The organism is Bacteroides sp. 4_1_36, assembly GCF_003466325.1.
In the GTDB taxonomy this organism is placed as follows: Bacteria; Bacteroidota; Bacteroidia; order Bacteroidales; family Bacteroidaceae; genus Bacteroides; species Bacteroides uniformis.
Genome location: NZ_QSOX01000001.1, coordinates 259,743 through 274,208, shown reverse-complemented (window position 1 = coordinate 274,208; position 14,466 = coordinate 259,743). Strand labels below are relative to the sequence as shown.

The window sequence follows — 14,466 nt, the reverse complement described above, 5'->3', positions numbered from 1 at the left end:
ATGTAACTCTTAAAAAATCATTAATATCATGAAGCGTATACCGCCCTTCTTCACTCCCGGTATATCCGTATAGGTCAGTCGGCGTACATATTCTATGTGGAGCAGCTTGAAGATATTGTAGATACCTACACTGGCTTCCACATAGGGAGTCTTGCCCATGACGTGGCTGGTGGGTACACCGTCGCGCATGGGGAAGAGGAACAAGTCGGGATTGTTGCTCTTGTATGGGTTGTTCTTGTCCGTCAGCGTGCCCCACAGACCACGGATGCGGAACATCTCGCGCCACTTCAGCTTCTTGATGAGCGGGATGCGGTTGAAGAGTTTTCCGTTCATGTCGTAGCTTAGGTTGAGGGAGGCGTAACGGTCGTTCAGGAACTCCATGTTGTTGATGAGGTTGAAGGACTCGTTGTTCTGCGTAATGTACGAGAGGTTCGCCATCGGTAGGTTCAGCAGGGGGAAGGGAACGGTGTTCCATTGCGCACCGGCACGTGCCGTTACGTCCAGCTTGCCCCACGAGCCGAGCCAGAAGCGCTTCCGGATGCTGGCTTCCGTCAAGTTGAAGTTGTACTCTCCACCCAGCACGCCCTTGAATCCGGCGGTGTGGGAGAGGGTGAAGGTGGGCGCATCCAACGATACGGGCACGCGGCGCTGTTTGGTGTTGACGAAGGTTTCACCAGGAGCGTAACGCAGGGTCACACCCAGCTCGGTAGTGGTGATGTCGTGCACCAGCGTATTCTTTTCATCCCACTGTCCGGGTGTTTCTCCGTTGTTCTTCCAGTATTGCAGTTGCCCCGCAGGCTGGTCGTTGCGGTGGCGTGCCATGGCCTGTACGGAGAAGCCGGTATTGGTCTCCAGCTCGTAGGTCAGCGTGGCGTCGCGCATGTAGGACATTTGGTCTACCGTAGTCCATTTCCAACCGACAAACAAGTTGTCCTTGTCCGTGGCGAGGTACTTGTCCATGGGAGACATCACGTCGTAGGTGTACTTGAAGGCGATGTAGTGCTTCGGGAACTCCCACAATACGTATTCTCGTTTGTTGAAGGAATAGGCCACCTGCCCGGAGTAGAACCATTTCTTGTCCTTGGTTCCGTAGGCACCGTAACCGCTTAGGCTCCAATGCGGGTCGAGGTTACCGGTCGTCATGCCGCTCAGACGGAAGCGCGTGCCGTTGACGTAGTTGCTGGTTATCATTGTATTGATAGGGCCGAAGTCGAACTTGCTGGGATGGTTCTTGCTGCCCGTCTCCACGAAGTTCTCAATCAAGGCTTTCGCCCCGAAGATGACGTACTTGAAGCCGGGAATCTGTTCGATGCGGTTCATGAATACGTCCATCGTGCTCTCCTTCTTGGTGAGGGGCACTTGGCGCACTTTCGCCCAATACTCGTCGCTCTTGGCAAGCATGTTCGCCTCCTTGATGACATTTCCTTTCAGGCGGAAGAGGCGGGGTTCTATCTCCGTGAACTGATAGTCGCTGTATTTGGTGGTCCGTTGCACTTCCAGGCCTTGGATGCCTTTCACAAAGTGCAGTTCCACGGTCATGTCGTCATCGGTCAGCACCCAGTTTCCGTCGGGCAGTTGTTCGAACTGCTGCACGATGTCGAGGTTTTCCACGAAGTTGACACCCGTCTTCTTGGGCAGGTTCATGGTACATTTCTTCACGGCATAGGTGGAGTCCTTCACCACGTAGAGGTGCCCCGTGAAACCGAAGTCCTGTGGGTTCTGGGGAACGAAGGTGAGGTGCACGCACTCCTGCCTATCCACCATGAGCGTGTCCATCAAGTAGTATTTGTAGAAGCTGATGGCTCCGCGGCCGATGGGGCTGACGAAGCGGCGTTGCAGCAGGCGGATGTCGTCGTCATAGATGTTGATGTCGGAAAATACGTCCGTAAGGATGGTCCCCAGCATGTCTCCGGTGTTGAAGAACTCTTCGATACCGGTGGAGTTCATACCTTCGATGATGGTCTTTTCGCTTTTGGGGCTTTTACGGAAAATGGTCTTGCTGGCCGTCTCCTTGATGGAGATGGGTAGAATCATTTTGTTGGTCTTGGGTGATACCTCCACCTGGTCTTTGAAGAAGGAGAATTTCTTGTAGATGCCTTTTTCCATTTTGTCAGGGGTGACGTCGTTGAGCGACATCTTCATCTTTTCGTACTTCTGGTACTGGTAGTAGTCGTTCTCTTCCAGTTTCAGCGCCTTCTTGTTCTCGATGACCTTCTTCATGAACTCCACGGCGGGGTTGTTCTTGCGGGAATATTTCTCCTTTTGGGGCTTCACCACGACCTCGGAGAGCATGATGTCATCCGATTGCAGTTTGACGTTCAGCACCCGGGTGCCGGGTTTCAGTTTTACTTTCTTGGTGATATAGCCTACGGCGGAGAACGTCAGCTCATCCCAGCCTTTGCGGGTTTCCACCTGGTATTCACCGTTTGCGTTGGAGATGCCGCCTACACCTTTCCCTTCATACTGTACGGTGATGTACATCAGCGGTTCGTTCGTGAGGGAGTCTGTGATGACACCCTTTATCTGGGCGGATGCGCTGATGGAGACGAACAGTGACAGCAGGAAAAGGGCGTAAATTGTATATCTTTGCTTCATAAGTTACAGATAATTCGGGCGCAAAGTTAACAAATTAAGGTTAATCAAGAAGCAAATATAGACTAAAGAAACGGGAGATATGGTTAAATGAACGTGAAAGTCGTATGTCTTGTTTACCGGATACAGATAAAAAACGTACAGAAGCCTTATAGAAAAGTTGCCGGATATAAAGGATAAAGTTGCACAACGTATGGATAAAGTTCTATCCCAAGCCTTGGGATAGAAAGACCCAAGCTTGGGATAAGCGTCCGTAGGTTTGGGATAGACGTTTGCAAGCTTGGGATAGAGTTTATGGAGGATTATGAATTGTTGCCGTTCAGTAGTGTCTGTACGATGCGTTCCGCCGTTCGTCCGTCCCAGCGGTCGGGCAGGGTGGTGTGCTTCCATTCTCCGTGCAGCAGCTTGTCGAGCGAGGCGGAGAGAGCGAAGGAATTTTCGCCTACCAGCTCGTTGGTACCGATGCGCCAGGTTTCGGGATGCTCGGCATAGGTATTGAGGGTGATGCAGGGGACGTCGAGGAAGGTAGCTTCTTCGGCGATGTTTCCCGAGTCGGTGACGATGCCCCGTGCCTGGTTGATGAGGAATCCGAAGTGCAGGTAACTCTGCGGAGGCAGGATGTGCAGGTTGGGAGCATTCACTTCCAGCGACTTCACCGCCTTTTGCACGTAGGGGTGTAGCGGGGCGACGATAGGCATGCCGCCGGCCTTCTCGATGACGGTCTGGAGCAGGGAGTGCAGTACGGCTTTCTTCTCCAGCAGGTCGCGGCGGTTGAGGGTGAGCAGCAGGTAGTTCCCTTTCCGCAGGCCGAGGCTGGAGAACCACATGGGCTGCACCAGGCGGTGGCGGTTGAAACGGATGGTGTCAATCAGTATGTTGCCCACGTAGTGGATATATTCGGGTATCATGCCCTCCTGGTTGAGGTTGCGGTTGGCCACCATGCCGGCGGTGAAGAGATAGTCGGAAATGGCGTCCACGATGGTGCGGTTCACCTCGCGGGGCATGTTCATGTCGAAAGAGCGTGTGCCGGCTATGACGTGCGCCACCTTCAGTCCGCGCTTCTTGGCGACGATGGAGCAGCTCATAGTGGCGGTCATGTCATCTACCACCAGTACGACTTGTGCCGGATGCCCGTCCAACTCCCGCTCGAAGGCGAGCATGATGGAGGCTGCCACCTGCGAGTGGTTGTGTCCGGTGACACCGAGGTAGGCATCCGGTTTCCTCATGGAAAGGTCGGAGAAGAGCGAGGCATCCAGGCTGGTGTCATCCTGCGGACCGGTGTAGACGATGCGGTAGGAGATGTTCTTTCCTGCCTCTCTGGCGGCGTCGATGGCGCGGCAGATGGGGGCTATTTTCATGAAGTTGGGGCGTGCGCCCGATACGATTGTTATTCTCATTGTCGTAGTTGGTGAAAAATGATACGACAAAAATACGTTTTCTTAGGGAAATTATTTGTTACTTTGCCTATTATTTTGAGTACTTCTTGAAAATAGCAGTGTTTTAATTATTCATTCTTAATTTCAGTATGACAATGCCAACATTTGTTCAGATACTCGATTTCATTGGCACATTTGCCTTTGCCATCAGTGGCATACGCCTGGCCTCGGCCAAGCGGTTCGACTGGTTTGGAGCGTATGTGGTGGGTTTTGTGACGGCCATTGGCGGCGGTACGATACGCGACCTGTTGCTGGACGTCACCCCGGGCTGGATGACGGATCCCATTTACTTGATTTGTACCGGACTGGCCTTGTTGTGGGTCATCCTCTTCGGTAAACATCTCATCCATCTGCACAATACGTTCTTCATATTCGACAGTATCGGCCTGGCACTGTTCACGGTGGTCGGCGTGGGCAAGAGCATCGCGCTGGGCTATCCCTTCTGGGTGGCCATCATTATGGGCAGCATCACCGGGGCTGCGGGAGGTGTGATACGTGACGTATTCATCAACGAAATTCCGCTGATATTCCGGAAGGAGATTTATGCGATGGCTTGTGTGGTGGGAGGAACCTTCTACTGGATGTGCCATCTTCTGGGGATGGAGTCTTTCGTGTGTCAGATTGTGGGCGGTGTGACGGTGTTCGTTACCCGCATACTGGCGGTGAAGTATAGGATTTGCCTGCCTATCCTTTCGGGCAATGAAGAGGAGCAGGAAGGGTAGTCCGTTATCCGTTGCCTGAGAACCTCCGGGATTCTCCGGTGAAATTCCGGGCAATGTGCAAAAGAACTTCAGGTGTTAAAAATAAGATTCCCCGGCATTTGCAACCGAAATGTCGGGGAATCTTTCATATTCCTCGTTCCCTTGATAAGGGGGAAGGAGGATGGGATTGCTAAAGGGATAAAACAAGGTTAGAACAATGCATCCTTCGTGTTGAAAAGTTTGCGTTCGTTCAGTTTCACTACCTTGCCGAATTTTTCCAGTCGCTTCAGGTCAATGTTCTTTGGGTTGCCCATGATGGAAATGCAGTAAGGTTTGTCTTTGATGTTCTCTTCGTAGAATTTCACGATGTCGTCAAAGGTCAGTGCATCTACTTTCGGCAGGTTTTCCTTTGCTGGGTCGTCTGTGTAGCCTCTGTAGCCCAAGTCTACCAGTTCCATGGCTTTGTTGCGGAAGCTGGGGTGACTGGTCAGCATGGCTTGGCGGAGGTAGCTCTTGATGTTGTCGATACGTTCCGGATTTTTCGGCATGTCGTTGACGAGACCCATCAGTACGTCCAATGCATCGTTTGCCTTGTCGTTCTGGGTACCGATGTAGCCGCGCAGATAGCTTGCTTTTCCGGCTATGCCTTGCGTGCCGACGAATGCGTAGGCTGTATAGGCCATGGAGCGTTTTTCGCGGATTTCGTTCAGAACGATGCCGGTGAAGTCAAGACCGAAGTATTGGTTGAATGCGCTACGCAGCACGTCGTCCTTTTTGTCAGCCTTCTGCATCGGGATGTAGAGGTGGATTTGGGCTTGTTCTGCATCGTTGTTAGGCAGGAAGTAGACGGTGTTTTCGGTCACCGGCATCATGTCCTTTGCCTGTGGGGAGTTGGACGGGCGTTCGTTGGCCACCAATGGGAGGTTCTTGCTCAGGATATCGTATACTTGGTCGAAGGGGAGTGTTCCGGTGAAGAACACCTTTGCCTCGTAGTTGGAGGCGCGGTTGATGTCGCCCGTCAGTTCTGAAATCTGTAATTCGTAAATCTCCTTGTCGGTCAGTTCCTTGATGTAGTCTGATTTCTCTCCGTAGAGCATGTACTGCCGCAGTGCTTCGTTCAGGATGCTGACGTTGTCTTTGCGCTGCTGGCGCATACCCATTGCCGAACCTTTCAGACGTGCCAGTTGCTTTTCGTCCAGTTTTGGCATCAAAATCTGGCGTGAAAGTAGCTGACAGGCTTGCGGCAGGGTGGCTTCGTAGCCCTCCATGATGATGTAGAGGTTGTCGTCATCGGCTGTCACGTGGCAGGTTGCGTTCAGCTTGCTGAGTTCTTCTTTCAACTCTTGCGGTTCGTAGGCCCCCATGATGCCTGCGTTGTTCATCAACTGGGCGGCATAGCCAAGTTTTGGGAATTCGCGTTCACCGGCTCCGTATTGTACAACCAACTGGAATACGTTATTCTCCTTGTTGGGTGTGTAGTACATCTTTGAACGGTCGTTCAGTTGCTTGATTTGCACTTCGCCGTAGTCTGCGAATTTCTCCTCCATCTGTCCGATGGGCAGGTTTTTGAATTGTGTTGCATAGAGCGATTCTTTTCCTATCGGAGGTTCTACGGGTTTGTAACCCGGCTTCTCAATCTTGGCGTTCTTGTCAGGCTTTCCTTTTTCGATATATAGGGCCAGGTAATTGTCTGACAGATATTTCTTGGCTACTCGCTTGATGTCGTCAGTGGTGATGGCCATAATCTTGTCCTTGTAATTGAGTATGTCGCCCAAGTCCTGCTCGTTGTAGAAGGCGTTCATCAGTATCATGGCCTTGTCCTCGTTCGACTCCATTTCCAGGTCGAACTGGCGGCATTTCTCGGCTTTGATGGCATCAATTTTCCAGTCCTCGAATTCTCCGTTGGCGATTTGCTGGATGGCTTTCAAGGCTTTCTTTTCGGCGCTCTTGGTAGACTCGAAACGGCGCTGGTTTTCGTCGTAGAGTGGAATGGCCGCTACGATGGCGCGTCCTTGTTCGCGGAAAGTACGGGTGTAGGCTCCGGCGCTGGTCAGTTCACCGTCCAGTACCAGCTTGTCCATAGTTCCGGTCTGACTGTTGTTGTTCAGCAGTGCCAGGGCGATGTCCAGAGCGTCTTCGTCGGGATGTCCGGCAGGTACTCCATTGAATACCATTGCCACTTGCGGGTAGAATCCTACTTTAGCCGAATACTGTTTGCGGCCCTTTATTTCGAGGTTCTGGTAGACCTTGCGCTCGGGTGCGGGCTTAGCAGCCAGACGTCCAAAGGCGGCATTGATGCGTCCGCTGATTTGTTGGGCTTTGATGTTTCCTACGAGTACCAGTACCATGTTTTCGGGGACATACCATTGTTCGTAAAATTCAATCAGCTTGCTCAAGCGGGGATTCTTCAGATGTTCGGGCAGGCCGATGATGGAACGGGAGTAAGGATGTCCCTCAAAAGCTTTCTCCATCACGAACTGGTTCTGTGCACGTCCCTGGTCATCTTGTGAACGGTTATATTCTTCGTACACGTTTTCCAGCTCCGACTGGAAGGAACGGAATACGGGATGCAGGAAACGTTGTGAGGAGATTTCCAGCCATTTGTTTATCTGATAGGCAGGGAAGGAGCTGTGATAGAAGGTCCAGTCATAGTAGGTGCCTGCATTCACCCCTTTGGCACCCATGCTTTCCATCAGGTTGGAGTATTCGTTGGGAAGTCCCAATTTTCCAGCTTTGACGGTCAGCTCATTGATTTCCTTGCTGATGGCTTCTTTTTTTGCCGGGTCGGCTTCTTCGGCCATCTGGTCGTACTTGGCGATGATTTCCTTGTAGATCGGTTCTTCTTCCGTCCAGTTCAGCGCGCCTATCTTGTCTGTTCCTTTAAACATGACGTGCTCCAGGTAGTGTGCAAGTCCCGTGTACTCTTCGGGGTCGTTGATGGAACCGGCACGTACGCCTACCAGTCCGAACACGTCCGATTTGGATTCATCTTCCCATATATATACGGAAAGACCGTTCTTCAGCTTGAACGCCTTCAGTCCTTGTCCGAAGGAGGGCAGGGAAATGATAAGGGTAGTCAGCAGAAGAAGTGACTTAAATTGAAATGATTTCATAAAATAAAGTGTTTTTATGTAATAAAAGTGTTTTCCTATATGTAGGCAAAGCTATAAAAAAATCACGTAACATTTACGAAATCTTCGGAAAAATGATGGTTTTCAGCATATAATATCACCCGTAAACTATCAGAGAGGGGGGTGTAAACTGTCAAATGATAGTTTTCACCCCTAATAAAAACCGTATTCCGTCCCCCGGGGCTTCAAATTTTCCTTATACTTGCAATCGTAAAACCTAAACCATTATTAACTATTTAAAAATTGAGCAAAGTATGAATACTTACAGTTTTAGAAAAGATTTGCTTGCAGTGCAAGAAGAACTGCTTCGCTTTGCATACAAGTTGACAGCCGACCGGGAAGAAGCGAATGATTTGTTGCAAGAGACATCTCTCAAGGCTTTGGATAACGAAGACAAATTTGAACCCGACACCAATTTCAGAGGTTGGATGTATACCATTATGCGCAACATCTTTATCAATAATTACCGGAAAATAGTTCGCGAACAGACTTTTGTGGACCAGACGGACAATCAGTATCACCTCAGCATGCCCCAGGACTCTGGTTTTGCCAGTACCGAGGGTGCCTACGACCTGAAAGAAATGCATCGCATCGTCAATGCCCTTCCACGCGACTATAAAGTCCCTTTCTCCATGCATGTGTCCGGTTTCAAGTACCGCGAGATTGCCGAACGCCTCGGCCTTCCGCTCGGAACGGTGAAAAGCCGCATCTTCTTTACGCGCCAGAAGTTGCAGGATGAATTGAAAGATTTCATCTGATAATAATTTGATAGTAGCAATATGATATATAACATATTGCTTATGATGAATTTTTAAGGGTTATTCTTGACTATATGTCAGAATAATCCTTTATATTTGTATATGTTAAGTTAACCGAAGGAAAATCTCTTATTATTGACTATGATGAAAAAGGAAATTAAATTCAGTCTTGTTTACCGGGACATGTGGCAGTCGTCCGGTAAGTATCAACCCCGGGTAGACCAGTTGGTACGTATTGCTCCGTTGATAGTTGAAATGGGTTGTTTTGCACGCGTTGAAACAAACGGAGGAGCTTTTGAGCAGGTAAACCTTCTGTATGGTGAAAATCCCAACAAGGCTGTACGCGCCTTTACCGCACCTTTTAGGGAAGCAGGCATACAGACGCATATGCTCGACCGCGGGCTAAATGCACTGCGCATGTATCCCGTTCCGGCAGATGTGCGCCGGCTGATGTACAAGGTGAAGCATGCCCAGGGTGTGGACATTACCCGTATCTTCTGCGGATTGAACGAGACGCGGAATATAATTCCTTCTATCAAATATGCTCTGGAAGCGGGCATGATACCGCAGGCTACGCTCTGCATCACGTATTCTCCCGTCCATACGGTGGAATACTATGCCAGTATTGCCGACCGGTTGATTGAAGCCGGGGCACCTGAAATCTGCTTGAAGGATATGGCGGGCATCGGACGTCCGGGTATGCTGGGACAGCTTGTCAGAACCATTAAGGAGAAGCACCCCGATGTGCTGATACAATACCACGGGCATAGCGGTCCCGGACTTTCCATGGCTTCCATTCTCGAAGTCTGTGAGAACGGTGCCGACATCATCGATGTGGCGATGGAACCCATGTCGTGGGGCAAGGTTCATCCGGACATCATCTCCGTGCAGGCCATGCTGAAAGACCTGGGTTTCCAAGTGCCCGACATAAACATGAAAGCCTACATGAAAGCCCGTGCCATGACGCAGGAGTTCATTGACGAGTTCTTGGGTTATTTCATGGACCCCACCAATAAACATATGTCCTCACTCTTGCTGAAGTGCGGTTTGCCGGGTGGCATGATGGGCTCCATGATGGCCGACTTGAAGGGAGTGCATTCCGGCATCAACATGATACTGCGCGGTAAGAACGAGCCGGAACTCAGTCTGGACGACCTGCTCGTCATGCTGTTCGACGAAGTGGAATATGTATGGCCCAAGCTGGGTTATCCTCCTTTGGTGACTCCTTTCAGCCAGTATGTGAAGAATGTGGCTTTGATGAACCTCATGCAGCAGGTAAAGGGAGAGGAGCGTTGGACGATGATAGACAACCATACGTGGGACATGATTTTGGGCAAGAGCGGACGCCTCCCCGGTACTTTAGCGCCCGAGATAGTGGAACTGGCCAAGTCCAAAGGCTTTGAATTCGTGGATACGGACCCGCAGCTGAACTACCCGGATGCTCTGGATACATACCGGAAAGAGATGGACGAAAACGGTTGGGAATATGGCGATGATGACGAGGAACTCTTCGAGCTTGCCATGCACGACCGGCAGTATCGCGACTATAAATCCGGCGTTGCCAAGAAACGTTTTGAGGATGACCTGCAGCGTGCCAAGGATGCGGCGATGGCCAAAAACGGATACTCGGAAGAGGAAATCAAGAAGCTGAAGCGTGCCAAGGCAGACCCGATAATCGCGCCTTCCAAGGGGCAAGTGCTTTGGGAGGTTTCCGTCGAAGGTCCTTCTTCTGCTCCTTTCATCGGACGCAAGTACCAGCATGATGAGGTGTTCTGCTACATCTCTACGCCGTGGGGCGAATACGAGAAGATATGGACCGGATTTACCGGACGTGTGGTGGAAGTCTGTGCCAAGCAAGGGGATGTGGTCAATAAAGGGGATGTGATTGCTTATATCCAGCGAAGTGATATTTTTGCATAAAGTGGAGGATGACTGTTTTTCAGTCATCCTTTATCATCCAGCCATTTCTTGATGGTTTCCTTCAGCACTTCTTGAGTGAAGGGTTTGGTAAGGAAGTCGTTGCAACCTGCTTCCAGGGCAGCTTGCTTGTCGTGCTCGTAGGCATAGGCCGTAAGGGCGATGATGGGGATGTCCGGTACCAGTTCACGGATGATGCGAGTGGCGTCGATTCCGCCAAGGTTGGGCATTTTCATGTCCATCAAGATGAGGTCGGGGTGGACTTCCTCGAACATCGTTACGGCTTCCATGCCGTCTTTGGCATGTTTCAGCCGATAGAGTCGGCCTAAAATGGCGTTAATTAGGATGAAGTTGCTTTCTGTATCTTCGGCAATCAGGATGGTCTTGGAAGGAGGGGTAGGGAGTGCTCCGACCTCTTCATTCTTCGGGGAATCTCCGGGGGCTGCATTTTTGCCCCTCTGCTCTGTGGAGTGTGTCTCTGCTGTCGTTTCCTGGTTGTCCTCTTCTTTCTTTTCCGCCTCTGTTTTGCTGGTGGATTCCAGCGGGAGAACAAAAGTAAATGTGGTGCCTTTACCCACCTCTGAAGTGACGGATATGTTGCCACCCAGACGTTCGATGATGGTTTTGCAGATAGAAAGTCCCAATCCGGTGCCCTGGGCAAAGTTGTTCACCTTGACGAAACGTTCGAATACCCGGTCCACCTTGTCCGGTGCAATGCCCATACCCGTATCGGTGACGTGGAATGCTACATACTTGCCTTCCTGGCGATACCCGTAACTGATGTGCCCGGTGGTGGTGAACTTGAAGGCATTGCCTATCAGATTGGAAATGACCTGGAAAATCCGGTTCTTGTCTCCGTCAATCACGATATTCTCGTCAGAGGGTTCGTATATCAGTTCCACTCCTTCGGGACAGCGGAAAATATGTGCGTCGTGTATCTCCTTGCAGAGTGGATGGAGGCGTACGGGCGTGATGGTGAACTCCACGATGCCCGATTCTATTTTTGATAAGTCGAGGATTTCGTTAATGAGCTGGAGCAGGCGTTCGTTGTTCGATTCCACTATTTCGTAATAGCCTAGCCGTTCTTCCTCGTCGGTACTTTCGGCAATAATTCGTGAGAAGCCTACAATGGCATTGAGCGGTGTGCGTATCTCGTGGCTCATGTTGGCGAGAAAGGCAGATTTGAGCCGGTCGGAGGTCTCGGCTTTCTCCTTGGCTACGAGCAGTTCCCGTTTCATCTGTTCCATTTCCGTGATGTCCCATTCGATGTTCAGCAGGATGGGGGAGAAGTCGTTGCTTTCAATCTTCATCTTCCGTTTGTCCAGATAGATGGGATTTCCGTTTCCGTCGCGTTCTTCCGCAATCCAGTGCATCTCTTTGCCGGTTCTGGCTATTTCGATGTCTTGCGCCCTCTTTTCCTGGGCAGTATCCAGGGGATAAAAGTCAAAGTCATCCTTTTCCAATGCCTCTTGTATGGGGATTTCGCGGTTATATGATTCGCGGTTGCGGTAGAGGTATTTGAAGTTGTTGTTGATGTCCTTCACAACAATGCCTGCCGGGAGGTTTTCGATGATTTTGTCCAAAATCTGGTTGAACTGTTTGATTTGCTGCTCATGCCGGATGCGTGTCGATACGTCTCTTCCGAATGTCCAGATGGTTCCTTCCCCTTTGTCGCTTGTCACCCAATAAGCGTTTCCTTCAATGGCGAGTACTTCCGGACGCTTGGGCAGCGGATGGTAGACGATGTATCCGTGGTTCGTCTCTCCACGTTTGACACGGTTGGCAAACTCTTTCCAGGATGTTTCATCCCTGCCGTATGAGGGCAGGTCGTATATCTTCATCCGGGTGAGGTCTTGGCCATTACCGATGCCATGCCGTTCCTTGAAGCAACGGTTGCAGAATATCAGCGTGCCGTCTTCGTGTGCCGAATAAATGTCCTCGGTGGAGTTGTTGATGGCATGTGTCAGCAGATTGATGTCGTTGCGCCGTTTCTGTATGTCGGTAATGTTCTGTATGTATCCTTCTATAGTGACATTCCCGTCTTTCTGCCGTTCGCGGGCAAACGCTTTGAGGCGGATATAGAAAATGTTTCCTTTGAGGAAGATGCGGTAGTCCACGCTGTTTTCCATCTTGCCTTTCAGATTCTCTTTCATCCAGCCGGTAAAGCTTTTCCGGTCTTCAGGAAGGATAAGTTCCAGATAATTGTCCATATTGATGTGCTGCACCTCTTCCGAACACATGATACCCGTATGACCTGCATAACAGAATATGCGGGTCTGGGTATCGTATTGCCAGTTTCCGATGAGGGCGGCCTTTTGTATTTCGTTGAGCTCGTGGTTTTTCTTTTCGAGTTCCAGTTTGCGCTGGCTGCGTTCTGTGATGTCGCGGTACTGGCAGAGGACCATGCCGTCGTACGGGTACATGATGCATTTAAAGTAATAGGTAGTGTGACCCAGTGTCATTTCGTAATTATGGACTGAACGTACCTTTTGCGTCAGTACCTTCTTGAACTCCGGATATACTTGGTAGTAAGTGGACGGCGGTATCAGTTGGAACAGATTCTTGCCCAGCAGCTTTTCTTCCTTCATGAACCAAAGGTTTACATTGTGCACTGCGATGTCCATGCAAATGCCGTCCCGGTTCAGAAGGAGCATGGTATCTGACGTCAGCTTCAACAGTCTCTCGGCGTTTTCAGCTTGTTTCAAAATGTTTTTCATTCTTATAGTATTAGTTTCATGCCCTTCTGGCCTTCTCCCATGCGCCGCTTGCATTGCCTTTGCGTTTGCACAGGTAGTTGAATCCTCGTATGACGTTGACGTTCATGAAGAGGAAATAGTAGGGGATGAAAAGTATTTTGTTTTTTATATGCTTCGTTGAAAGGTAATGCCCCCAACTTCCCATGAGGTAGAAAAGAGTTTGTAACAGCCAGATGACGGCATACAGTAATGGCGTGCTTGTCGTAAAGATGAGAATTGTGTTGAGGGGAAGCAGTAGAAACAATAGGATAGGAGTGAGCGACCAGCGCAGCACCCGGTGGGAAATATATTGGAAACAGAATGTGCCGTAACGGAACGGGTTGAGCAGCGGACGCAGCCGCCAGATGGACTGCAAGCCGCCGGCAGCGATGCGCACCTTGCGCTTTTCTTCCTCGCGCATGTCTGCCGAGCCGCTTTCTACGGCATAGGCATTGGCGCAATAGGCAATGGCGTGTCCCTGCATGACGATGCGCAGGGAGAGTATGAAGTCGTCGAGCAGCGTGTCTGTCCGCATTTCCTCGAACAGCTCGCGGCGCATGGCAAACAACTCACCCGCTGCGCCTACTGCCGAATAGAGGCGTGCGTCGAGCGCTTTGAGGGTGGATTCGTATTTCCAGTATAGTCCTTCTCCCCCCGAGGCAGCATTGTCCTTGCTTTGCACGGCGATACGTTTTTCGCCTGCCACGCATCCCACTTTAGGGTCGGTGAAGGCGTGCACTATCTCCCGCAGGGCTTCGCGGTTGAGGTGAGTATTGGCATCGGTGAACACGACAAGGGGCGTTTCTACGAAATGTATACCGCGGTTCAGGGCGGCTGTCTTGCCTTGGCGTTGGGGTTGGTGGAGGACGGTGGCTTGCGGCCAGTGAGAGAGGCGTTCGTTGGTATGGTCGTTGCTGCCGTCGGTCACCCAGAGGATGTGTAGCTTGTCGGTGGGATAGTCCAGCTCCAGGCAGTTGCGCATCTTTTCGTCCACTACATCTTCTTCGTTGTAGGCGGCGATAAACAGCGTCAATGGGGGCAAAGCATCGTCGGCAGGCATCGGACGGGGCGTAGGCTTGCGGAAACATTCTTTTATCTTGACCAGGATATATAATAGTATACCATAACCTATATAGGTATAGAACACTATGAATAAACTTATCCAGAAGAGTACTTCAAGGGCTTTCATGTATCCG

General features: G+C 50.7%; 8 protein-coding genes. 3 read left to right on the top strand and 5 right to left on the bottom strand.

Features of this window, described 5'->3' with window-relative positions; translation table 11 throughout:
• Positions 1-9: 9 nt before the first annotated feature.
• Both DXD65_RS01165 and DXD65_RS01160 read right to left on the bottom strand, forming a co-directional pair.
• Positions 10-2,595 carry a DUF5686 and carboxypeptidase-like regulatory domain-containing protein gene (locus tag DXD65_RS01165; RefSeq protein ID WP_035448288.1) on the bottom strand — a complete coding sequence of 862 codons (2,586 nt, stop codon included), beginning with the start codon at positions 2,593-2,595 and terminating at the stop codon, positions 10-12.
• 299 nt (positions 2,596-2,894) lie between these two features.
• Positions 2,895-3,989 (bottom strand): UDP-N-acetyl glucosamine 2-epimerase, encoded by a 1,095-nt coding sequence (locus tag DXD65_RS01160; protein ID WP_022401058.1) that lies wholly within the window; start codon positions 3,987-3,989, stop codon positions 2,895-2,897.
• 134 nt (positions 3,990-4,123) lie between these two features.
• Between DXD65_RS01160 and DXD65_RS01155 the strand changes: the two genes are divergently transcribed.
• Positions 4,124-4,750 carry a trimeric intracellular cation channel family protein gene (locus tag DXD65_RS01155; RefSeq protein ID WP_005836440.1) on the top strand — a complete coding sequence of 209 codons (627 nt, stop codon included), beginning with the start codon at positions 4,124-4,126 and terminating at the stop codon, positions 4,748-4,750.
• Between the two features lie 188 nt (positions 4,751-4,938).
• On the opposite strand, the gene DXD65_RS01150 is transcribed toward DXD65_RS01155, so the two are convergent.
• Complete coding sequence (locus DXD65_RS01150) at positions 4,939-7,842, bottom strand: M16 family metallopeptidase (RefSeq protein WP_117887292.1); 2,904 nt, start codon at positions 7,840-7,842, stop codon at positions 4,939-4,941.
• A gap of 272 nt (positions 7,843-8,114) precedes the next feature.
• Here DXD65_RS01150 and DXD65_RS01145 point away from each other — a divergent pair, with 272 nt between their 5' ends.
• Together DXD65_RS01145 and DXD65_RS01140 are read left to right on the top strand one after the other, a co-directional pair.
• Positions 8,115-8,618 carry an RNA polymerase sigma factor gene (locus tag DXD65_RS01145; RefSeq protein WP_005828302.1) on the top strand — a complete coding sequence of 168 codons (504 nt, stop codon included), beginning with the start codon at positions 8,115-8,117 and terminating at the stop codon, positions 8,616-8,618.
• Between the two features lie 144 nt (positions 8,619-8,762).
• Positions 8,763-10,538 carry a biotin/lipoyl-binding protein gene (locus tag DXD65_RS01140; RefSeq protein ID WP_025835515.1) on the top strand — a complete coding sequence of 592 codons (1,776 nt, stop codon included), beginning with the start codon at positions 8,763-8,765 and terminating at the stop codon, positions 10,536-10,538.
• A gap of 23 nt (positions 10,539-10,561) precedes the next feature.
• On the opposite strand, the gene DXD65_RS01135 is transcribed toward DXD65_RS01140, so the two are convergent.
• Positions 10,562-13,252 carry an ATP-binding protein gene (locus DXD65_RS01135; protein ID WP_117887291.1) on the bottom strand — a complete coding sequence of 897 codons (2,691 nt, stop codon included), beginning with the start codon at positions 13,250-13,252 and terminating at the stop codon, positions 10,562-10,564.
• Between the two features lie 16 nt (positions 13,253-13,268).
• Positions 13,269-14,459 (bottom strand): glycosyltransferase family 2 protein, encoded by a 1,191-nt coding sequence (locus DXD65_RS01130; RefSeq protein ID WP_009036947.1) that lies wholly within the window; start codon positions 14,457-14,459, stop codon positions 13,269-13,271.
• Positions 14,460-14,466: the final 7 nt, after the last annotated feature.